The organism is Methylobacillus rhizosphaerae, from assembly GCF_900187985.1.
GTDB lineage: Bacteria > Pseudomonadota > Gammaproteobacteria > Burkholderiales > Methylophilaceae > Methylobacillus > Methylobacillus rhizosphaerae.
On record NZ_FZOA01000002.1, the window covers coordinates 223941 to 244044 of the forward strand.

20 protein-coding genes and 1 tRNA gene are annotated in these 20104 nt (G+C 51.5%); 15 read left to right on the forward strand and 6 right to left on the reverse strand.

Annotated elements, in window-relative coordinates; all coding sequences use genetic code 11:
* Positions 1–17 precede the first annotated feature (17 nt).
* From CHB59_RS03260 to CHB59_RS03310, 11 genes are read left to right on the forward strand one after another with little or no spacing between them, the layout of a single operon-like run.
* Entirely contained in the window at positions 18–527 is a 510-nt protein-coding gene (locus tag CHB59_RS03260; RefSeq protein WP_089374805.1) for a prepilin peptidase, read from the forward strand.
* A complete protein-coding gene (locus tag CHB59_RS03265) occupies positions 512–994 on the forward strand; it encodes a TadE/TadG family type IV pilus assembly protein (RefSeq protein ID WP_089374806.1) in 483 nt (160 codons plus the stop codon). Before CHB59_RS03260 ends, CHB59_RS03265 begins: the two co-directional genes overlap by 16 nt.
* Positions 995–1054: 60 nt before the next feature.
* Positions 1055–2005, forward strand: coding sequence for a Flp pilus assembly protein CpaB (gene cpaB / locus CHB59_RS03270; RefSeq protein ID WP_089374807.1), 951 nt, complete (start codon positions 1055–1057; stop codon positions 2003–2005).
* A gap of 1 nt (position 2006) precedes the next feature.
* On the forward strand, positions 2007–3368 hold the full coding sequence (locus tag CHB59_RS03275; protein WP_089374808.1) for a type II and III secretion system protein family protein: 1362 nt from the start codon (positions 2007–2009) through the stop codon (positions 3366–3368).
* Positions 3368–4615, forward strand: coding sequence for a CpaE/TadZ family protein (locus tag CHB59_RS03280; RefSeq protein WP_089374809.1), 1248 nt, complete (start codon positions 3368–3370; stop codon positions 4613–4615). The genes CHB59_RS03275 and CHB59_RS03280 overlap by 1 nt, the downstream gene beginning before the upstream one ends.
* An 8-nt stretch (positions 4616–4623) precedes the next feature.
* A complete protein-coding gene (locus CHB59_RS03285; protein WP_089374810.1) occupies positions 4624–5880 on the forward strand; it encodes a TadA family conjugal transfer-associated ATPase in 1257 nt (418 codons plus the stop codon).
* An 11-nt stretch (positions 5881–5891) separates the two neighbouring features.
* Positions 5892–6800: a type II secretion system F family protein gene (locus tag CHB59_RS03290; protein WP_089374811.1), complete on the forward strand. Its 909-nt coding sequence runs from the start codon at positions 5892–5894 to the stop codon at positions 6798–6800.
* Positions 6801–7694 (forward strand): type II secretion system F family protein, encoded by an 894-nt coding sequence (locus CHB59_RS03295; protein ID WP_089374812.1) that lies wholly within the window; start codon positions 6801–6803, stop codon positions 7692–7694. It begins immediately after the preceding gene.
* A 14-nt stretch (positions 7695–7708) separates the two neighbouring features.
* On the forward strand, positions 7709–8701 hold the full coding sequence (locus CHB59_RS03300; RefSeq protein WP_143738680.1) for a tetratricopeptide repeat protein: 993 nt from the start codon (positions 7709–7711) through the stop codon (positions 8699–8701).
* Entirely contained in the window at positions 8698–9012 is a 315-nt protein-coding gene (locus CHB59_RS03305) for a DUF3613 domain-containing protein (RefSeq protein ID WP_089374814.1), read from the forward strand. Before CHB59_RS03300 ends, CHB59_RS03305 begins: the two co-directional genes overlap by 4 nt.
* Positions 9013–9023: 11 nt before the next feature.
* Positions 9024–10835, forward strand: coding sequence for a TadG family pilus assembly protein (locus CHB59_RS03310; RefSeq protein ID WP_089374815.1), 1812 nt, complete (start codon positions 9024–9026; stop codon positions 10833–10835).
* Positions 10836–11184: 349 nt separating this feature from the next.
* Here CHB59_RS03310 and sugE read toward each other — a convergent pair whose 3' ends face one another.
* Positions 11185–11496: a quaternary ammonium compound efflux SMR transporter SugE gene (gene sugE, locus CHB59_RS03315; protein WP_089374816.1), complete on the reverse strand. Its 312-nt coding sequence runs from the start codon at positions 11494–11496 to the stop codon at positions 11185–11187.
* 473 nt (positions 11497–11969) lie between these two features.
* On the opposite strand from sugE, the gene CHB59_RS03320 reads away from it, so the two are divergent.
* Together CHB59_RS03320 and CHB59_RS03325 are read left to right on the forward strand one after the other, a co-directional pair.
* Entirely contained in the window at positions 11970–12203 is a 234-nt protein-coding gene (locus CHB59_RS03320) for a hypothetical protein (RefSeq protein ID WP_089374817.1), read from the forward strand.
* A gap of 29 nt (positions 12204–12232) precedes the next feature.
* The gene (locus tag CHB59_RS03325; protein WP_089374896.1) at positions 12233–12421 is read left to right on the forward strand and encodes a DUF3008 family protein; all 189 of its coding nucleotides are present in this window, start codon (positions 12233–12235) and stop codon (positions 12419–12421) included.
* A gap of 26 nt (positions 12422–12447) precedes the next feature.
* Here the strand turns inward: CHB59_RS03325 and CHB59_RS03330 are convergent, their stop codons facing one another.
* Genes CHB59_RS03330 through CHB59_RS03340 form a run of 3 tightly spaced genes read right to left on the reverse strand, consistent with a single transcriptional unit; the run spans position 12448 to position 18082 of the window.
* Complete coding sequence (locus tag CHB59_RS03330) at positions 12448–15570, reverse strand: efflux RND transporter permease subunit (protein WP_089374818.1); 3123 nt, start codon at positions 15568–15570, stop codon at positions 12448–12450.
* 11 nt (positions 15571–15581) lie between these two features.
* Positions 15582–16634 carry an efflux RND transporter periplasmic adaptor subunit gene (locus CHB59_RS03335; RefSeq protein ID WP_089374819.1) on the reverse strand — a complete coding sequence of 351 codons (1053 nt, stop codon included), beginning with the start codon at positions 16632–16634 and terminating at the stop codon, positions 15582–15584.
* Entirely contained in the window at positions 16631–18082 is a 1452-nt protein-coding gene (locus CHB59_RS03340; RefSeq protein WP_143738681.1) for a TolC family protein, read from the reverse strand. The genes CHB59_RS03335 and CHB59_RS03340 overlap by 4 nt, the downstream gene beginning before the upstream one ends.
* A 177-nt stretch (positions 18083–18259) precedes the next feature.
* Here CHB59_RS03340 and CHB59_RS03345 point away from each other — a divergent pair.
* Together CHB59_RS03345 and CHB59_RS03350 are read left to right on the forward strand one after the other, a co-directional pair.
* A tRNA-Leu gene (locus CHB59_RS03345) sits at positions 18260–18344 on the forward strand.
* 334 nt (positions 18345–18678) lie between these two features.
* The gene (locus tag CHB59_RS03350) at positions 18679–18963 is read left to right on the forward strand and encodes a hypothetical protein (protein WP_245835018.1); all 285 of its coding nucleotides are present in this window, start codon (positions 18679–18681) and stop codon (positions 18961–18963) included.
* A 57-nt stretch (positions 18964–19020) separates the two neighbouring features.
* Here CHB59_RS03350 and CHB59_RS03355 read toward each other — a convergent pair whose 3' ends face one another.
* Both CHB59_RS03355 and CHB59_RS11690 read right to left on the reverse strand, forming a co-directional pair.
* Positions 19021–19275 carry a hypothetical protein gene (locus CHB59_RS03355; protein ID WP_089374821.1) on the reverse strand — a complete coding sequence of 85 codons (255 nt, stop codon included), beginning with the start codon at positions 19273–19275 and terminating at the stop codon, positions 19021–19023.
* Between the two features lie 256 nt (positions 19276–19531).
* Entirely contained in the window at positions 19532–19696 is a 165-nt protein-coding gene (locus tag CHB59_RS11690; RefSeq protein WP_179212055.1) for a hypothetical protein, read from the reverse strand.
* Positions 19697–20104 lie beyond the last annotated feature (408 nt).

The window sequence follows — 20104 nt, forward strand, 5'->3', positions numbered from 1 at the left end:
ATTTGTAATTAAACTTCATGCAAGAAATTGTACTCATAGCATGGGGGCTTGTTGTTGCTGGTCAAGATTTTTCAAAAAGAAAAATTTCCAATTATTTAACATTAGGTGTTGTGATAGTTGGAGTGCTATGGCTACTGTTGCGTGGAGTTTCATTTAACGGTCAGTCTGTGATGTCGGTGATATTGGGGCTGGCCGTTGCTTCACTTTTAACTATTCCCGGTTATGTAACGAAAACACTGGGAGCTGGTGACGTTAAACTTCTTTGGGCAATTGCTGCTTTATGCGGTTTGGAATTGATGCTTGGCAGTTTTATTGTGGCATCTGTTTCCGTAGGAGTGATTTTTCTGTGTTCAACAGGGCTTAATATGTTTCTTCAGTACTATGGGCGTGAGTGGCGGCCATTTTATTGGAATGGACAGAAGCGTTATATCCCGTTTGGCACGGCATTAGGTTTCGGGATGATTATTTTTGTCTTGAAGCCGGATTTTCTGGGGATAAGGGGATCGCTGGCATGGTTATGGCAGTGAAGGGGAAAAAACAACAAGGTGCGGCTGCCATTGAGTTTGCTCTGGTATTTGTACTTTTTCTGGTTGTTCTCTACGCAATTATAAGTTACGCAATCATTTTTCTCTTGTGGGCTGGTTTGAACTTTGCAGCTTCTGAAGGTGCGCGTTCTGCAATTGCAGTTGATCCATTGGCTTTTTCAAATGATGCAGCATATGTAGCGGCGCTGGAAGCACGTGCGCACGCGCGAGTAGACGAAGCATTGGTGTGGATGCCGCCACTGATCAGGACAAAAATCCAAGGAGCTTATGGCAGTCAAGTGTCATCGGTAGTAGAGGACGCTACACGGGGAAAAGTCATTAACGTACGCTTGATATATCCCAATTATGTGAGTGATCCAGTGGTGCCTATTTTAAATTTTCCAGGTTATGGCCCGTTGTTGCCTACGGGGTTTGAGATGAGAGGTTGGGCAAGTGTAAGTCTGGGATAAATGCTGAAACGAAGCTGGTTTCAGGGTGAGGCTGAATTTAACAGTGGAGTACAATAAAAAATGAGTGGAAGTGTGTTAAGGGTTATTGCAATCCTTTTGTTTATCGGGGCAGTTTTAATGGGGTGGTATGGTTTGCGAGCCGGTTCCCCGGCGCCAGCGCCTGTCGTTGCAGAGCCGCCACCTGTCGTCAAATATAATCAAGTTATTGCCAGCCAGGATATCGCGGCTGGTCACGTCATTCTTTCTGAAGATCTTGCGATCGAGGAAGCAGAAACTCGCAATCCCCTGGCTTATACCTCAACTGCCGATGTAATCGGTAAAGTGGTTGAAGTTGATGTGGTCAAAGGTAGCGTAATTCAACCGAATTATTTCCCACAACGCGGTGAAGCTGCTCTGCTACTCAAGAGTGGTGAGCGCGGTGTGGCGGTCAAAGTGGACGAAGTCATTGGCGTCGGCGGTTTTGCCAAGCCCGGTGACCATGTTGATGTGTTGGTGTACCTGAATGGAAATGGTAGCTCTGATAGTGAAAGTTCCGCCCAGACCATTGTCAAGGATGTGCGCGTATTGAGTTACGGACAGACCTTGCAGGATGCTGCTAAGCCTGCTGAACAGACTGATGCTGCCGAATCAAAGTTGGCCCTGCCTACCTCCTCTGATGCCAAGAAGAAAGAGGAAGAAGAAAAGAAAAAAGCATTGGAAGGGCGCTCTGCCGTGTTGGCAGTGAAAGAAGAAGATGTCTCGCGCCTGATGTTGGCTGCCAGCGGTGGCTCCCTGCGTTTGTCCCTGCGTGGGGTGATGCCAGAACCAGAGCCTGAAAAAGCAGCTGATGGCAAAGTCGTTAAAGAAAAAGTCAGCGACTTCATTGCATTGCCTGAAATTGCGAATGTAAAAACCAAGACTGTGGCAGTGAAGACTGTAGCAGGTAAAAAAGTCGTGCAGTCTGCTCCAGTGACCAGTGTGGTAATCCACGCTGGTGAGAAAACCGAAACTGTCAGCTTCAAGGGACAATAAAATGGCAGCGTTAAAGATCAGGGATTTGTTAGCCAGGCATTATGGCGCCTGTGCAATCGGGGCGAGTTTGTTTGCATTGACGGTGTTTAATGTACAAGCTGAAGATTTGAATCTGAATATTGGTGAACAGAAGCTGCATGTGCATGGCGCCAATCTGAAGCGGGTGGCGATTGCTGACCCGTCAGTGTTGTCCGTCACCATGACCAATGCCAAGACCATGATGATTACTCCCAAAGCTGCGGGTGCGACCACTATCAGCCTGTGGGATGCCAAGTCTGCAGAGCCGCAAATATTGCATATCACCGTGTCTCCGGATGTTGTGCTGGCTAAATCCGGTCTGGCGACTGTCAAGGCTTATGGAGTCAATGCAGAAGCCGCAGGCGCGAATGTGGCGCTGGATGGATCGGTGGGCTCACTGGAAGAGCACACTGCAGCACTGGAATCCATGGACAAGGAACGCAAGACGCCAGTGGATGTATCCATGGGTGATTTTGACAGCCATGTACAGATTGATATCAAGATTGTGGAAGTCAGCCGCCAGAATGCCATGCGTTTTGGTTTCCTGCTCGGGCGTAGTGGTGGCAACCACAATGGTTTTGGTGTGGTTTCCGGTCCGGGTACGATCAGTGGCTACGACGATGGTGCGATTACCAGTGGTTCCGGGTTCCTGCCGGTGGCAAGCGCCTTCAATGCGGTATTCGGTAATAATGGTTCCGGCCTGCTTGGTAGTTTGAGCATCCTGGAGAGCAATGGTTTTGCTTATACCCTGGCAGAACCTTCTTTATCTGCATTATCTGGCCAGACAGCAACTTTTCTCGCCGGTGGTGAATTTCCTGTACCAGTCCGGGCAGGACAAACAGGGGATGGAGCGATCAGTATCCGTTACAAGGAGTACGGTGTGCGTCTGATGCTGACGCCGACTATTCTGAGCAATGAGCGGATTTACCTGAAAGTGGCGCCGGAAGTCAGTGAACTGGATTTTGCCAATGCAGTGAGTTCCGGCGGCGTAACAGTACCCAGCCTGAAAGTACGCAGAACAGAAACCAGCGTGCAGGCCGGCAATGGTGAAAGTTTTGTCATCAGCGGCATGATCAGCCGTAACACGATCAACAATGTGGAAAAGGTGCCGGGTCTGGGCAATATCCCGATCCTGGGCGCGTTTTTCAGTTCCAAGCGTTTTGAGCGTGAAGACAAAGAGCTGCTCATGGTGGTGACGCCACGCCTGGTAAGGCCGATTTCCCGCGATGCTACCTTGCCAGAGCTGCCGGGCAAGGCAATGAAAGACTATAAGCCATCGTTCAGCGAATTTTTCAGTGCTACCAGTGGAATTCCAAAAGCAACTTCAACAGGGATGTCACGATAATGGCTGATACACGTAATTTTATTGTTGTTACCAATGGGGAAGAGTGCGTGCGCTGGTTGCGCACCGCTGCCGATCATAACTGCAAGTTCATTTTTGTTGAGGATTACAATCTTGGCAAAATCCTGCAACTGGTAGATGCAGTCAGCATCAATGGTGTCCTGCTGCACCTGCGTTCCCAGGATGTTTCTTCCTCAGTGACACTGGCTCCGAGCCTGGCACAGGAAGTGTCATTTGTGGAGGAGTTGGCGAGCGCCAAACCAGGCCTGCCGCTGCTGGCGCTGGCAGAAAGCAGTAGTGAGCAGTTCCTGCTAACTATCCTGCGCGCGGGCATACGTGATTTCATCCGTATCGGCAGCCAGACCAATGAGTTGCTGGCAGTGCTGGGACGCTATAGCAGTGTTGGGTATGTCAAGAATGACGCCAACCCCAACAGCCGGGATGAACCCAGCCAGATCACTGCAGTGATCAATGCGCGCCAGGGCAATGATTCCGTCATGTTGTCCCTGCATCTGGCACAAGCCATACAGGAACGTCAGCGCACCCTGTTGATCGACCTGGGAATGCCGCACGCGGATAGCCTGCTGTTGATGAACCTGACGGCAAAATATAACTTCATTGATGTCATGCGCAATATTTCGCGCCTGGATACGACATTGATCGATACTGGTTTCGTCAAGCACAAGTCCGGCCTGACCGTGCTTTCCATGCCGGAAGCCACTGACGATGATGTGCAGATATCACCGGCAGAGATTTACACGGTGTTGCGCACCTTGCGTAAGTATTTCCCGCAGATTGTCATCAATGTCGGCGGCGTGAATCGTGTCGATTTCCTGCAACTGATTTTGTCTGCAGTGGATAGAACCCTGATCGTGGGTGAGCAGACGGTGCCGAGCTGCAAGCGCAATTTTGAAATGCTCAAGGCATTGCGTGACCAGAAAGTGGCTTTGCCTAACCCGGGTATTGTGCTTGACCATTACCTGAGCAAGGTAGCGCCTGACTCAGACAGTATTGCCAAGTCCTTTGACTTGCCTGTTGTGTGCACATTGCCACCTGCAGGCCTGGTGCGCCTGGATTCCATGAATACCGGTGAAAGCATACTGGTGCAGAATTCACGTCATTTATATGCCGTGCGCGTGCGTGAGCTGGCCAGAATTGTGCTGGGAGAATGGGGTTCTGAGCAGACTGAGCAGGGTTTCTCCACCAAGGTGCAGCGTTTCTTCGCTGAGCTGAATTTCATCAAGTCCTGAGTTGAAGCATGATGAGAATCTCTGAATACCGTTATGACCTCAAGACAGCGGAAGAATCGCAGGACACCAAGCTGTTGCTGCATGAATTCCTGATCGCGGAAATCGAGCGCGATGCGGTGAACCTGTTTGAAATGTCGCAGCAGCAGATGTTTACCTACGTCAACAGCAAGATTTATAAATATGTTGCCGAGAAGCAGCTGGTTGTCAGCGCTTTTGACCTGGAACGCCTGACGGAAGACATGGTGGATGAGCTGGCGGGTTTTGGCCCACTGGAAGCCATGATCCGCGATGATTCCATCAATGACATTTTGGTGAATGGAGCACGCGACATTTTCATTGAGCGCAAGGGCAAGCTGGAAAAAACCCAGATGCGCTTTATTGATGACGAGCATGTACTGCGGGTGATTCGCCGTATCCTGGCGCCTTTGGGCCGTCGTGTGGATGAAGCCAGTCCGACAGTGGATGCGCGCTTGCCGGATGGCAGCCGTTTGAATGTGGTGATTCCGCCGCTGGCGTTGAACGGTCCCTGCATGTCCATTCGTAAGTTCCGTAAATCCCCGATCCTGGGGTCAGACTTGCTGGCGTATGGCACGTTGGACAGCAAGATGCTGTCTTTCCTGACCAATGCTTCCAAAAACCGCGTCAATACCATGATCAGCGGCAGTACTGGCGCAGGCAAGACCACCATGCTTAACTTCATGAGTCGTTCGATTCCTGCTGGTGAACGTATTGTCACGATTGAGGATGCGGCAGAACTGCGCCTGGAGCATGAGCATGTGGTGCGCCTGGAAACTCGTCCGCAGAACCTGGATGGCATGGGTGAAGTAAATGCGCATGACCTGGTGGTGAATGCCTTGCGGATGCGGCCTGACCGTATCATTCTTGGTGAGGTGCGTAGCCGTGAAGTGATGGATATGTTGCAAGCCATGAACACCGGTCACGAAGGTTGTATGAGCACCATTCACGCCAATAGCGCTTCTGATGCTTTGCTGCGTATGGAAACACTGGCTGGCCTGGCAGGTTTCCAGGGTGCGGAAGCCACTTTGCGCAAAATGATTGCAGCGGCACTGGAATTGATTGTGCAGGTGACACGTTTGCCTAACGGTAAGCGCCGGATTACATCGATTACGGAAATCATCGGCATCCGTGATGACCGTTTTGTGACCAATGAGTTATTCAGTTACAACCCGGACCTGGATGTATTTGTCATGTCACCGACCTTGCCAACCAATATCAAGTTGCGCGAAGCAATGAATGCGGACTGAAGGCACACATCATGAATAACTGGGTTTTGCTTTCAGTTGGCCTGCTGTTCCTGATTCCTGCCTTGATGCTGTGGGGAACGGCCCGGCAGAAGATAGAGGAAGAAGAGGCGTTGAAACACTATGAACGTGCCATGCCGATTTCCTCTGCAAAAGTAAAAGATGAGACAGAGCATGAGCGTGAGTTAAGCACATTCAGCTCCAGGCTGTTGAGTTTGTGGGGAGATAATCTCTCATACAAGCAGGCAGTAGTCATGATTGCTTTGGTGATACTGACGTTTGTTCTGGGAAAAGTTTTCCTTGATCTTGGCCGTGCAGTGTTGCTTACCGGTATTGTGGCGGTGCTTTTATTCATTGTGCTGCCTTTTATCAAGTTGCAACGCCAGAAAGCCGCCATGGTGGCGCAGATGCCAGCTTTTATTGATCAATTGATACGCGCGCTATCTGTGGGGAAAAGTATGGAAGGGGCCATGCGCTCCGTGACAGTCGAGGTGGAAGCACCGTTACGCAATGTATTGGATAAAGTGCTGCGCAGTACAGACCTGGGTGCAAGTTTCAACAAGGCGGTGCGTCAAGCAGCCGAAAGTTCCGGTGTCAAGGAAATGAGCTTGCTGGCTTTAGCCGTCAATATTAGCAGTACTTATGGCAGCTCTCCTCAAGGGTTGCTGAAAAGCATTATCCACATGATACGTCGTCAGGAGCAGGCGAGGCGGGAGTTGGCAATCATGACGGGTGAAACCAAGGTGACAGCCTGGGTATTGGGTTTGGTTCCAATTGGTATTGTGGGCTACATGATGATGATTAACCCTTCCTATTTCCTTGTCATGGTGGATGACCCAACTGGCTGGATAGTTTTTCAGGTGGGTATAGGTATGCAATTGCTGGGTGGCTTTATCTTCTGGCGTATGTTGAAGAGCGTATAAATGAATACCTGGATTATTTTTAGTATTGTTGTGTTGCTGTTTGGCGCTGTGGTGCTGATGTATGTGGAGGTGGATCATTTCAAGCGTAATGAGATCAATGCGCGTTTTGACACGGTGCTTGGGCGACCAGCCAAGCGCCTGACATTTGATTCATCCAAACAAGGTGTATTGCAGCAACTGGCATCCCTGCCTTTCACCAAGGATGAAGAAATTGTCCTGCTGTTCAGCCAGGCCGGGTTGTATGGTACAAAACGGGTGATTTTCAATGCAGTGCTGCAAGCAGGCCCCGTTTTTCTTGCTGCATTGGCATTTGCCGCTACTTTGCTGCTTGAACAAAGCATGTTGTATGCGGCCATGGTGGCGTTTATTGCATTTGCTGTGATGTACGTTGGCACGCGGCGCGTATTACGCATGATGGCTGCCAGCCGGGTTGCCAAAATACGCAAGGAAATTACGACATTCCTGCATTTGCTGGTGATGTTGTTTGATTCCGGTCTCTCGCTGGAGCAGGCGTTGCGTACCATGGTGGAGCAGACTAAAAGTATTTTGCCGGCATTGAGCCTGGATTTGCAGCGTGCATTGAATCGTATCAGCGTAGGCGAGGATAGAGGTGAAGCCTTGACCGAGATGACCAGGGCATTAGGCGTACGTGAACTGACAGATGCGATTGCGATGTTGCGTCAGGTATCCAATGACGGGGGTAATGTCAGGAAATCCATCATGGAATATGCCACCTTGCTGGAAGAGCGGCAATTGGCTGAACTGCGCGAGTATGTCAGTAAACTTTCAGGCAAGATGAGTATTGTCATGATGCTCTTGTTATTTCCTGCACTAATGTTATTTATTGCCGGACCTGGGTTTATCAGCCTCATGAATATGTTTTCAACGCTCTGATGATGATTGTCTCAATGCGTAATTTTCTGCTTTTATCTGCCGCATTGCTGTTATTGCCAGCAGCACTTGCTTATGGCGCAGACAAGTCAGCCAGGCCAGCTTGTCCGGAGTTGTCGAAGGAAGATAAAACGCAGCTGGAAATGATAGGCAAGGTATTGGCAGATGGAAAAGCCTATGCTGCCTTGGCTTTTCTGGATGCATCCAGGCTGGATGTCGTACAGGCCAAGTTATACCGCGCCAATGCATTACGCCAGACCGGGCAATATGGGCTGGCAGAAACGGAATATCAGCAACTGACGTCAAGCTGCCTGAGTGGGTTTGCTTACCAGGGTTTGGGTTTACTGGCAGAAATTCAGGAGCAACATGAGGCTGCTACTGCCTACCTGAAAACGGCGACTGGATTATTGCCAGTGGATAGTCGGGTGCGCAGTGATTATGGCTATGCCTTGATGATGTATGGCGATACCCAGCTGGCGCTGAACCAGTTTCTGACTGCGATTGAGCTGGATGGCAATAACTATCTGGCAAAGCATAACCTGGTCATGCTCATGTACAAGACTGGGCAGCTGGCAAGGGCAGAGGAGCTGGCAAGGGAATTCAAGTTTTCTGACGCGCAATTGCGTGAGATCAGGGCGGCGACAGGAGTTGAATCTGCCCCGAATGAGTATTACAGCAGCCCGGCAGAGCCACATACGCTTGTCGAGCAGCCTGTGGGTGAGGAAGTAGTGCTGAATGCAGCACCGGCGCAAGAGATTATTGAAAATGAACTGACGCCTGAGGACGAAAGCACTGTCCAGGAGCAGACAGCACAGCATGAAGATACAACCGAGCACGATGTTGAGCTTGAAGCAGGACAGGATGCTGAGCCAGCGCAGGCAACAGCAAGCGAAGTAAAAAAAACGACACCGCAGGTGATCAGCGGGTGTTACGGAACCAGCAATATTTGTACGGGTATTTTGAGTCCCAGTCTTGATCTGGGTGTTGAATCGGGGGAACAAACGCAATGAAAAAAAATTTGATGATAGGCGCATTTGTCATTGGACTGTTGGGCAGTTCTTTTGCATTTGCCAATGATTTATTCAATGGGCAATTGGCTGAGCAGGAGCAGGCTATTGCTCCCGTTCCGCGCGGTGAAGATACATCTTTCCGCAGCACTCAGGAATGGCTAAGCCTGCAACGCGAAGGCACTCATGCCTCTCCCAACAAGCAAGAACTTTCCGGCCCTGTGCTGACCAATATCCATCAACGCTATGTTGATGGCTTCAAACATCCGATTCCAGATAAGTTTGAACGCCAGAAAATGACTGACGGCAACTAAGGAGCCTCATCATGCGATCTCCCGGGGGGGAATTGAAGTCTCAGCGTGGGGCAATCGGCATCATGGCCGCATTGACCCTGTTCATGGTGATATTGTTTGCAGTTCTGGCAGTTGACAGTGGCCGTCTCTGGCTTGAGCAACGCAGACTACAGAATGTGGCCGACATGGCGGCGATTGAGGCTAGCCAAATTGGTGGATGTAAAGATAATGTAGATATAGCTGCAGCGCGAGAAGCCGCAGAGCGTGCAGCACTGGCGAACGAACCCTCTCTGAACGGTCTGCTGAGTACAGCTAATGCTGTACAGTTAGGCAGCATTGCAACAGTGAGCGGTGAACGAATTTTTACTGCAGGAGGAAGTCCAGAAGCCGTCAAAGTTATTGCCTCTAGAGCTGTACCTGCAAGCCTGGTCGCCGGTGGGTTTTTTGGGCAGAATATTAATCTGCAAGCTGAGGCTGTTGCGCCAATTCGTACTGCTTGGGCTGCGTTTAGTGCCGGTTCTACGACGTTAAATTTAGATACTAATGACTCATGGTTGTTAAATTCTTTGCTGACGAAGGTATTGGGCACATCAATTTCTTTGCCTGTTGCTTCTTGGCAAGGGTTAGCAAACTCCAGTATTAAATTATTGAATTTGGTTAAGGCGAGTGCCTTGATCGGTTCAGTCGATGATTTGCTTGATGCAAATGTTACGGTCGGTGAGTTCCTGACATTGCTGGAAGCAGCTGCCAGAGCAGATGGCAACCAACTGGATGCTGTTAATCAGACTATTGTGCTGGATGGATTATTGAATTTGGCACAAGGAGCAGTAAATAATACGACAATAAAAATTGGTGATGTGTTGAATGTTACCAATCCAGACCCTAATGCAGTGTTGGCTACACAAGTCAATTTGTTGCAATTGATTAATACCGCCGTCATTGTGGCGAATGGGAAAAATTTTATCGACATACCGTTAGGCATTCCTTCGCTGTTAGGTCTTAGCGTGACAACTCGAATTGGTATTATCGAGGCACCACAAATCGCAGTAGGTGGTCCGGGAGAGGTAAATGGTTCCGCCTGTACCGAGGCGAAACCGGCGGCAGTGCGAGTAGTGACTATCTTGGAGGGAGGCTTGCTAGGCCTTGTTGCAAGTACGAAATTACAATTACTTGTAAAAATTGCGCCAGGTTATGCCAAATTACAGGCAATTAAGGTTGGAGAGCAAACTACAGACGTTGAGATTGACGCAAAATCGGGATTGGCTGAAGTATTTCTTACGAGTATAAATCCTAGTTGTAAACCTCTTGGAGCTAATCCAGAGAATTGCGATCGTGGCTCTGAAGATGGGGAAATTATTGTGTTGAATGCGTTGGGGCTTGTTCAAGTGGGCGGTGCAAGAGTACGCCTTGATTTACCAGCTGTTACTTCTGAAGACACACTGGTTTTCCATGTTAACCGCCCAACTACTTATAGCAATACACCAACCAATGAATGTGAAGAGGATGGCATTTTGCCGGATTGCAAGACGACGTATGCCGGACTAGGAAAGAGTTTGCAAGGTGCAACAGAGGGGGCATTAAGAATTAGACTTGTGACTGTATGTGTGTTGGGAGCGTGTATTCTTAGTCCTGTAGATACTGCATTGAATGCAGTTACTGGTGTAGTTAGTGAGGTGTTGTATAAGGTTGTTGTACCATTACTTGCTAATGTGAGCCGGATGGTGCTAGATCCCTTGCTGAAATTACTTGGTATCAATACTGCTGGCCTGACAGTGGTATTAGATGATGTTCAGTCTGCCAACCGGCAGTCTCTGCTGAGGGGTGATAGGCAGCAGCAAGAGTAATATCCAGCCCAAGTTATCTCAATAAAACCCGATCATGTGAGAATACATGATCGGGTTTTTCTTTTTCCACTCCCGCGTAATTCTTGTTACCTTATTGATCTGGTGGGGCGCAGGTTATGTTGCCAGGCGTTGCCGATTCTACCGCTCAGAAACAGCGCTATAGCCTGCCGCTGCTTGTAGATGTTATTGGCTCATTTGTCATCTCAACCCTGACCCAGTGTCGTGTGAATCATGGCTGTGTTGGAACACCGCAAGATACCGGATTACGTCCGGCATGGCATGAGCTGTCAGGCACGTACGTGTGTAGTACGCCAGATGAAAAGAGTTAGCCCAGGCATTTTTCTGCTGCTCAGCTTAATTTGAGCCCGATAATCCCGGCGATGATGAGGCCCAGGCTGACGATGCGCAGCATGGTGGTGGGTTCGTTGAACAGGATGATGCTCATGATGGCGGTACCGACTGCGCCTATGCCTACCCAGACGGCGTAGGCTGTGCCCACAGGCAGGGAACGCATGGCAAAACTCAGCAGGACGACGCTCAGCACCATGGCGATGATGGTGGCGACGCTGGGCCAGAGACGGCTGAAGCCATCGGTATATTTAAGCCCGATTGCCCAGACAACTTCGAGCACGCCTGCGATGGTGAGAATAAGCCAAGCCATGAAATATCCTTGAGTATGCAACGCTATGATTGCTGTTGAGTGTTGTTGTAGGTGAGGATTTTATCGCATTGGTTTACTGTGCGTCTTGAGGATAGAGATTAACAGCGCCTTTTCTTTCAGGCCATTACCTTAAGGCGGGAGGCTGATTGGTTAGGCTCCGTTAACAGTAGCCGCAGCTGGGCTATCACCATACTTTACTTCTTACTTCGATTGAGCCACATCTGCTTCCAGCAGCATCCGTACATAACGGGTATATGGCACGCCTTTACGTTCTGCTTTTGCTTTGATGGTTGTTGGGGTTTTCTGGCATTAACGCCACACGGTACATCTTTGCCTTCTGTCCTGCCCGATAGAAATTCCTACATTGATATCAGGCATCCCTGTCAGATTCTTGTTTTCCCGGGAGGTAGTATGGAGTTCATGCTCACGCTGAAGGCGTGATTTCACATGAATCCTTACCGGAGGAGCCTGTCATGGGAACTTGTAGCTTATGTGGTAATGAATACGATAAGTCTTTCACTATCCAGAAGGGTGGCGAAAGCCGTGTTTTTGACAGTTTTGAGTGTGCGATTCAGGCCATGGCACCTGTCTGTGCGCATTGTCATTGCCGCATTATCGGACATGGTGTTGAGGCTGGCGGGGTGTTCTATTGCTGCGCGCATTGCGCAGGAAAGGCCGGACATCAGGAGATCAGGGATCGGGCGTAGTAGCGTGGTTTATCTTGAAGGAGTTCATCATGCCAGCAAAATCACAGGCACAGCAAAAGGCGGCGGGTGCTGCTTTGGCGGCAAAACGCGGGGATATCAAGAAAAGCGAGCTTCAGGGGGCTTCGCGCTCCATGGAGAAATCAATGACTGAGGAAGAATTGCGCGAGTTGGCCTCCACCTCGCGCAAGGGCAAGCCTGAACATAGCAGCAAGAAATAGGCGGTGTGTGGTTGCTGGCTTCCGTGTTATACCTCGTTGCGCTTCTCAAACCGGCCCAGGTGCAGCATGAGGGTGGGCATGATCAGCAGGTTGAGGATGGTGGAGGTGACCAGGCCACCGACGATGATGGTGGCCATGGGGCCTTCGATTTCGCGGCCTGGTTCTCCGCTGCCGATTGCCAGTGGCAGCAGGCCAAGCCCTGTAACCAGTGCAGTCATGAGGATGGAGGGCAGCCGCTCGGAAGCACCACGGATGGCGGTTTCGAGGTTCCAGGCCAGGCCTTCATGGTCGACCAGGTGCTGGTAGTGGGATAGCAGCATGATGGAGTTGCGCAGGGTGATGCCAAACAGGGTGACGAAGCCGACCATGGAGCCTATGGATATCCAGCCGCCTGCCATGATGACGGCAAAGATGCCGCCTATCAGGGCGAATGGCAGGTTCAGGAAGGTGAGGGCCAGGTTGCGCAGGTTGCCCAGTGCCATATACAGCATGAGGAATACGCCGCCGAATGCCAGCAGGGAATGGATGATGAGTTCCTGGCGCGATTCACCGCCTGCCTGGGCTTCACCGCTGAAGGCCAGGTAGTTGCCGGGTGAGAGGGTGACGTCGGTTTTGATTTTCTGCCGGGCGCGTTCGTAAAATGCTTGTACGTCACCATCCTTCAGGTTGGCTGTGACGGTCTGGATGCGTTTTCCGCCTTGATGCAGAATTTTGGATTGGCCGTTTTCCTGGCGGATATCGGCAATGTCCTTGAGTTGCAACATGCGGCCTTCGATGTTGCGCAGAGGCAGTTTTCCGACTTGCAGGATATTGGCACGTGCTTCCGGTGCCAACACCACGGCGACGCCAATAACGCGATTGCCTTGGTAAACCTGGGTGAGAGGCAGGCTTTCATAGGCAAGGCGGATGGTATCCAGCACATCATTGGGGTGCAGGCCGAATTGTAGTAGTTTTTCCGGCAGCAGGCGGATGACGAGTTGAGGGGCGCCAGGCGGTGACTGGATCATGACATCGGTTGCTCCCGGTGTCTGGGAGAGGGCTGCTGCTACTGCTGTTGCGTCCCGGCTCAGGCTGTCGAGGTCACGCCCGAAAATGTTGATGACCAAGGCAGCGGCATAGCCGGAAATGGTTTCTTCTATACGTTCGGTGAGGAAGGTATTGATGGCAAAATTGACGCCGACAAAGCCAGGGTAACCCGGGCCATCGTCATCTGCGCCGGACAGTTTTTCCCGGATATCTTCGAGAATGCGGCGTTGCTCTGCTCCTGAGGCCGGGCCGAGCTCAATTTCAAATTCGCTATAGTGGGTGCCAAAGGTATCTGCTGCATTGGGCGCGCGACCTACCCATTGGGCGACTGAGCGTATGCCTTCTATGCTTCTCAGGACTTCCGTGACTTTCTGCCCGATACGCAGCGATTCTTTTTCCGAGGTGCCGGGTACGGCGGTCATGTGCATGATGTAATGACCTTCGTACAGGCTGGGAATGAATTCTGTCTTGAACAGCGGCAGTGTGGTCAGCCCAAGTGCGATGAACATCAGGGTGGCGCCCAGCAGCATTTTGTAATGTTGCTCTATGTGCTGCAGGCAGCGTATGTAGTAGCGCTTGATAATGCGAATCAGCGGGGAATCCTCGGTTTTGAGGTTGGCTGATGCTCCCATCATCAGGTAGCAGAGAGCTGGGGTGATGGTCAGGGCAATGACCAGGGAGGCCATGATGGCGGTAATGTAGGCCATGCCTAGCGGGGCAAACAGTTTTCCGGCCACGCCGCCTATGGTCAGTAATGGCACGAATACAAGGGTAACGATAAAGGTGGCGTAGACCACGGAGCTGCGCACTTCCATGGATGCCTTGAACACGACTTCATGCAGTGGGGCAGGGGTCGGCAGCAGGCGGTTCTCGCGGATGCGGCGGAAGATGTTTTCCGAATCGATGATGGCATCATCCACGACTTCACCCAGGGCAATGGCCAGCCCACCCAGCACCATGATGTTGAGACCGATGCCAAAGTGCTGCAGCACGATGATGGCTGCCAGCAGTGACAGGGGAATGGCCGTGGCGGAAATAAAGGCGGCGCGGACATTGAACAGAAACAGGAATAATACGGTAATCACCAGCAGCGAACCGATGAGGATGTCGATCTTGACGCTGGAAATGGCTACCTCGATAAAGTTGGCCGGGCGGAAGAGTTGCGGGTGCAGGATGACTTCCTTGCCATCCAATATGGGGCCAAGTTCTTCCAGTGCTGCTTCGACGGCCTGTGTGACGCCTCTGGTGTTGGCTCCCAGTTGTGATTGTATGGAGAGATAAATGCCGGTTTTGCCATCAATGGCCGCTGCGCTGATGGAAGGGACGGCGCCTTCCACGACATTGCCGATATCGGCAACACGCAAGGTTTGACCAGAGGCATGCAGCAGGGTAGTGCGTGCAAGCTGTTGTGGTGTGGTTGACTGGCCCTCGGTGTTGATGATGATGCGCTGGTTGTTGTTTTCAATAAAGCCTGCACCGCGAATGCCCGTGCTGAGGCTGATGGCGCTGGCGACTTCCTGCAGGGAGAGGTTGTAGCGCACCAGTTTAGCAGGGTCTACCTGGATCTGGAGCTGGCGGACTTCGCCGCCGAATACGTTGACGTCAGCCACGCCTTCCACTGCCATCAAGTGCGGCTTGATGCTCCAGTCCACCAGTGTGCGCAGTTCGTTCAGGGATCTGACATCTGAAGTCAGGCCGATGCCCAGCACAGTGCTGGCAGATGAGGTCAAGGGCGTGATATTGGGGACAATGCCTGCAGGCAGTACGGTGCTTGTGGTGGCGAGGCGTTCTGCAACGACCTGGCGATTGCGGTAGATATCCGTGGATTCGTCGAAAATGACGGTGATGACTGACAGGCCAGGAATGGATTGCGAACGCAGGCTGTTGATCCCTACGGTGCCGGCAATGCTGTGTTCCAGTGGCTGGGTGACCAGCGCTTCCACCAGTTCGGCGGAGAGACCGGGAGATTCTGTCTGGATGACCAGTTGTGTCGGGGCGAACTCCGGGAATACGTCCAGGTGGCTGTGCACGGTTTTATACACGCCGTAGAGGACGATCATGAGCGCGAGGACGATCATGACGCCGCTATGACGGATGGAAAAGCGGATCAGGGCTGACATCATGATTTCAGTTCCTAATCATCGTTTTCATTGGTGATCTGGTATTTCAACTCTTCTGATAACAAGAGCTGGGCGCCATTGATGACAATGGTCTGGCCGATTTTGCCCTTGTCAGGGTCAAACCAGCCATTGTTGCTCTCAAGCTCGGTGCTGATAGGTTCGCGCGTGAATTTTTCACCTTCCTGCTGGCGGTAAACCCAGGCTTTGCCGCCATACCAAACCAGTGCATTGTTGGGCACGAGCACGCCAGTCATGGCTTTGCTTGTATCCAGCTCCTGTGTGCCCAGGCGCATGCCCGCCCGCAGGTTGGCTGATGGGGCCATATAGAAATAGGTTTTGCCTTGTAATAGCGGATCGGCCTGTGGCGATACGGCCAGCAGGCGTGCCGTCACCGGAGGCAACTCGCTGCCGATGGGCGTGACGTTCAGGCTGGATGTGGGTTCTGCCTGCTGTGGCGGCAGCACAATACGCAGTAATACCTGTTTATATTCCAGCAGTGCGGTGATGTCAGGTGTCGGTTGGGGCGTGAGCATCCCGAGGCCCAGACGTTCTCCCCATTGTTGGCGGGCAGTATGGCGCAGGTTTTCCAGCGTGGCTTCGTGGGCTTGCAGTTTTGCCTGGTCGCTTTTATACAAGGCTTCTGCTGCGATCAGCATGCGATCGGAAATATTACGGTCGCTCTGGTTCAGCAACGCAAGACGCTCATAATCATTTTTGCTGTTATTGAGCGCGGCCTTGGCAACTGCCAGCTCGCCCAGGGTGTTCATGTAACGTGTGCGTAAATCCAGCAGGCCATCCAGTGCGACCACGCTGCCCAGCCCTGCCATGGTAGGCAGGTATTTTGATTCAGTCAGGGTTGCGGTACGGATGTCGCTTTGCTGTTGTGTTTCCGCGCTCAGGGTGATGGTGCTGATACCGTCTTCCGTGTTGACGCGCAGCGGGCTTTCAATTTCCTCTTCCTCATTGAATGCTTCAAACTCGTCTTCGCTGAACAGCACCAGCAGCCACAGCAGTATGACGATCAGGCAGGCCTGAATAATGATGATGGCAACGGCTTTTTTATTCATGAAGTGGTTTCCTGAGAGTGCGCAGGCTGACGAGGCGGATTGCTGAGGGGGTCCGGCATCGGTGCGAGGTTTTCCAGAGGCAGTTGCATACTGTCCTCAAGCGCGGCGGCATTGCGTTGTACCTGGTATTCGGCAATAAGCAGGCGTTGGCGGGCGATGACGTTCTCCAGCTGGAAAGTCACCAGTTCCAGGCGGTCCGCGAATCCGTGCTCAAAGCGGGTTTGGGCCTGGGCGGTTTGTGACTGCTGGGTCTCGTATGCCTGCTGTGCCTGGGCAAGTGCTTCCAGGCTGGTGCGATAACGACTTTTGCTGCTGTCCATGGCAGCAATGACGCTGGCTTGCAAGGCCTCGAAGCGGGCAGCCTCGGTTTCGCGCAGTGCTGTTGCTTCGGCCACTGGCCCCTGATTTCTGTGCATGACATTCAGCAGGCTGTTGATGCCCAGTGACCAGATATGGAAGCCCTCTTCATAATTATAGGAAGGGAGGAGGTTGATATCAGGGTACTGCCGGGCAATTTCCAGTCTCAGTTTTGCTTCGCTGGCAGCGTAATTGGCAAGGCTGGCGCGGATATCCACGCGGTTGAGCAGGGCAGCATCCTGCGCGGCAGGGTTGAGGCTATTGCCAATATCCACGCTGTGCGTGGCATTGAGCAATTGTTCTGTTGTGTGCCATTGCAGCCTGAGCTGCCGGAATTTTTCCAGAGAAAGACCGCTGTTGCTGGCCAGTTGAGTTTCCAGTTCACTGACCCGGCCCTGTGTTTCCACCAGGGTTTGTTTCAATTGCTGTGATTGCAGCCTGGCGTTGCTCAGCTCTACGCTGGAAATCATGCCGGCTTGCAGCCTGAGCGAGAGCATGGCGACAATTTCCTCGCGCAAGGTTGATTCCTGCTCCAATGCCAGTAATTGCTGCTGGGCGGCATTAAGTTCAATCCAGCTGGAAAGTAATTGATAGCGCAGGTTCCAGGCTGTCTGGGCAATATGAAGCCTGGCGCTTTCCGACATATTGGTGGCGAGGTCGATTCGTGCCTGACGCTTGCCTGCGGTTTCTATCGGGATGCTGAAGCTGAGGCTGTAGACCTCGGGTACATCAGGCTCATTCCTGCGCCCGGCGCCTGCGGATATGCTGGGGTTGGGGCGTTGTGATGCCGTGGTGATGGTGGCGAGCGCCTGGCCAAGTTGCGCGCGAGCTACATCCAGGGATGGATGAAAATACAGTGCGCACAGCATCAGTTCGCGCCATCCCCATGTATCAGGCAAATCAGCATAACCTTCCTCGCGCATATAGGCGAGAAAGCCAGCATCCCCTGTGTCGTGCGCCCGCAACGAAACCTCTCCCTGCTTTGTTGCTAGCGGGTGAGGCTGATATTGCTGATAGCCGCACCCTGTTACCAACAAACTGCAAAGGATTGCCTTGGTCCATAATCCGGGCGGTTGTTTTATTTTTTTCATCACGCCGCCGTTGTCCACTCCAATGGCAGATACTAACCGGTATAGTCCTGATGAGCAATTGACCCGCCGGAGGAAATCAGCAAAATGCAGTGGAAAGTACTTCCAGAATTGAGCGGGACTGCGCTATAATGCGCACCCTTGGTTGGATATGGCAAGTTTTGCTATCTGTCCGGGAAAGCGAAAGTGGCGGAATTGGTAGACGCACTGGATTTAGGTTCCAGCGCCGCGAGGCGTGAGAGTTCGAGTCTCTCCTTTCGCACCATCTACGGTGGTGTAAAATAGCAATAAAATCAATGAAAACAAGGCGCAATCTATCGGTTGGCGCCTTTTTTTACGTCCTGTTAATGTGGGCTGGTAGTATTACGCGAGAACTGGCACTGGCATAAAGCAAACGCTCCAATAAAACTTTGGACGATTTCTCGTAATACTCTCTACTATCATCATGCACAGATTTTCATCACTTTCATTAAGTGAAATCATCTCCTACATCCATTGCTGAATTCACCCACGCCTGAAACCGGGGATTGCTGACATATTATTCTGCAATCACTCCTTACCATGAAGCTTCGAATTGCTCTCATGTAAAAAGGAGATGGATGATGAAAATCCCTGGATTATTGCTTTCTATGTCGATGATTGTCCTGGCGCCAGCGACTTATGCTGCAGACACAGCCGTTGATGCGCCTCCGGTACATCAGCAAAAACAGGATATGCCTGACTCTACAGAGCATGGCGATTATCTGGAGCCTCAGGATCAAAGCACGCAAGGGGAGGAGAGTTCGCGTGATGGAGCTTCTTCTGGCAATGCGCAGGAAAAAAGCAAACGCTTTGAGCAGGAGCCGGAACAGGGAGGCACCGAGGTTCACCAACAACCGAAGTAGTTGCCGAGGTTCTGTGGCTGGCAGGCGCTGGTGGCCTGCGTTGCTATTGCTTTGCTCTTACAACGGCCTGCGGTAGAGAGCGGAGGTTGTGATGGATGTCGCGTATTCAGCGGCGGACACAACCACCAGTTCGTCGCTGGGGCCAATGTATTGGGCAAAGTATTCGTTGATCTTTTTTGCCGATGGTACCGGGATGTTCAAGCTCCAGATGGCATCGGAAAGTTGTTGCGCTCCGGCCCTGTCCAGTTCGAGCAGTAGGGCGTCATAGGCATGATCTTGTTTCAGATCGAAGTAAAGATAGTATGCAGTCATGATCAAACCTCTCTGAAGTAGGGTGAATCAAAGACTTTCTCTGGCAATGGGATTGCCAACGCTGTTCTGTATCCGAAGGAAGATTTCAACATGAATGCCGGGATATTTCAATTGGGAATTTCTCCCTGATCCCGCATCTGAAGCGTACAGTGCTGTTTCTGGATATGTGCTTGAAAGTGCAGGAAGAATAACTGTGGAAAAGAAGCGATGGCGCAGCGTCAGGCCGCAGAAAACCCGCTATAAGCGGGTCTGGTTTCTAACGGTTTTTATGACTCTGGCTACCCGCTTTCACATGTTGCTCATGAGTGCCGCCACGGGAGCTGCTACCCGCTGACTGAGGTTGGTTTTTGTGGCTTTGACTCCCGGCTTTCACATGCTGCTCATGGGTGCCACCTTGCTTGTGTTGCGTAGTATTTGCCATGCTTGGTCTCCTTTGGAGCCCTGTCCATACCATACGTTGCTGGATGAGTGATTGATATGAAGGCAGGGCCCAGTGGTTGAAAGCAACGTCAGTCCAGCTTATGCCACCCATAGTGAATCATTGATCCGTCATTGACTGAGAATGTTGTCAGACTTTCTATCTGCATAAGCCGGGCCAATATTTGGATTCAATCGGGTCGGATGTTTCTGACATCTAATCAGGATAAATGCGGCATGCCAAAGAGCAGCTGGCGTTCTACCATATACCGGAAGCTCATTGACGACTGGGAGAAACCGGATGTTTAAAGTTGGCTTGGTAGAAATTACAATTGTTTCTTTCGCTTTCTTATGGCTGGCCTATAACTACACATGGTTGTAGGCGGAACCAGGTCTTTAAATCCGAGGCCGC

Bases quoted from the DNA above. Each gene is read 5' to 3' on its own strand.
- cpaB (WP_089374807.1), top strand. From the start codon at position 1,055: ATGAGTGGAAGTGTGTTAAGGGTTATTGCAATCCTTTTGTTTATCGGG.
- CHB59_RS03355 (WP_089374821.1), bottom strand. From the start codon at position 19,275: ATGACTGCATACTATCTTTACTTCGATCTGAAACAAGATCATGCCTAT.
- CHB59_RS03335 (WP_089374819.1), bottom strand. From the start codon at position 16,634: ATGAATAAAAAAGCCGTTGCCATCATCATTATTCAGGCCTGCCTGATC.
- CHB59_RS03280 (WP_089374809.1), top strand. From the start codon at position 3,368: ATGGCTGATACACGTAATTTTATTGTTGTTACCAATGGGGAAGAGTGC.
- CHB59_RS03290 (WP_089374811.1), top strand. From the start codon at position 5,892: ATGAATAACTGGGTTTTGCTTTCAGTTGGCCTGCTGTTCCTGATTCCT.
- CHB59_RS03340 (WP_143738681.1), bottom strand. From the start codon at position 18,082: ATGAAAAAAATAAAACAACCGCCCGGATTATGGACCAAGGCAATCCTT.
- CHB59_RS03330 (WP_089374818.1), bottom strand. From the start codon at position 15,570: ATGATGTCAGCCCTGATCCGCTTTTCCATCCGTCATAGCGGCGTCATG.
- CHB59_RS03300 (WP_143738680.1), top strand. From the start codon at position 7,709: ATGCGTAATTTTCTGCTTTTATCTGCCGCATTGCTGTTATTGCCAGCA.
- CHB59_RS03285 (WP_089374810.1), top strand. From the start codon at position 4,624: ATGATGAGAATCTCTGAATACCGTTATGACCTCAAGACAGCGGAAGAA.
- CHB59_RS03310 (WP_089374815.1), top strand. From the start codon at position 9,024: ATGCGATCTCCCGGGGGGGAATTGAAGTCTCAGCGTGGGGCAATCGGC.
- CHB59_RS03275 (WP_089374808.1), top strand. From the start codon at position 2,007: ATGGCAGCGTTAAAGATCAGGGATTTGTTAGCCAGGCATTATGGCGCC.
- CHB59_RS03260 (WP_089374805.1), top strand. From the start codon at position 18: ATGCAAGAAATTGTACTCATAGCATGGGGGCTTGTTGTTGCTGGTCAA.
- CHB59_RS03265 (WP_089374806.1), top strand. From the start codon at position 512: ATGGTTATGGCAGTGAAGGGGAAAAAACAACAAGGTGCGGCTGCCATT.
- CHB59_RS03320 (WP_089374817.1), top strand. From the start codon at position 11,970: ATGGGAACTTGTAGCTTATGTGGTAATGAATACGATAAGTCTTTCACT.
- CHB59_RS03295 (WP_089374812.1), top strand. From the start codon at position 6,801: ATGAATACCTGGATTATTTTTAGTATTGTTGTGTTGCTGTTTGGCGCT.
- CHB59_RS11690 (WP_179212055.1), bottom strand. From the start codon at position 19,696: ATGGCAAATACTACGCAACACAAGCAAGGTGGCACCCATGAGCAGCAT.
- CHB59_RS03350 (WP_245835018.1), top strand. From the start codon at position 18,679: ATGATGAAAATCCCTGGATTATTGCTTTCTATGTCGATGATTGTCCTG.
- CHB59_RS03305 (WP_089374814.1), top strand. From the start codon at position 8,698: ATGAAAAAAAATTTGATGATAGGCGCATTTGTCATTGGACTGTTGGGC.
- sugE (WP_089374816.1), bottom strand. From the start codon at position 11,496: ATGGCTTGGCTTATTCTCACCATCGCAGGCGTGCTCGAAGTTGTCTGG.
- CHB59_RS03325 (WP_089374896.1), top strand. From the start codon at position 12,233: ATGCCAGCAAAATCACAGGCACAGCAAAAGGCGGCGGGTGCTGCTTTG.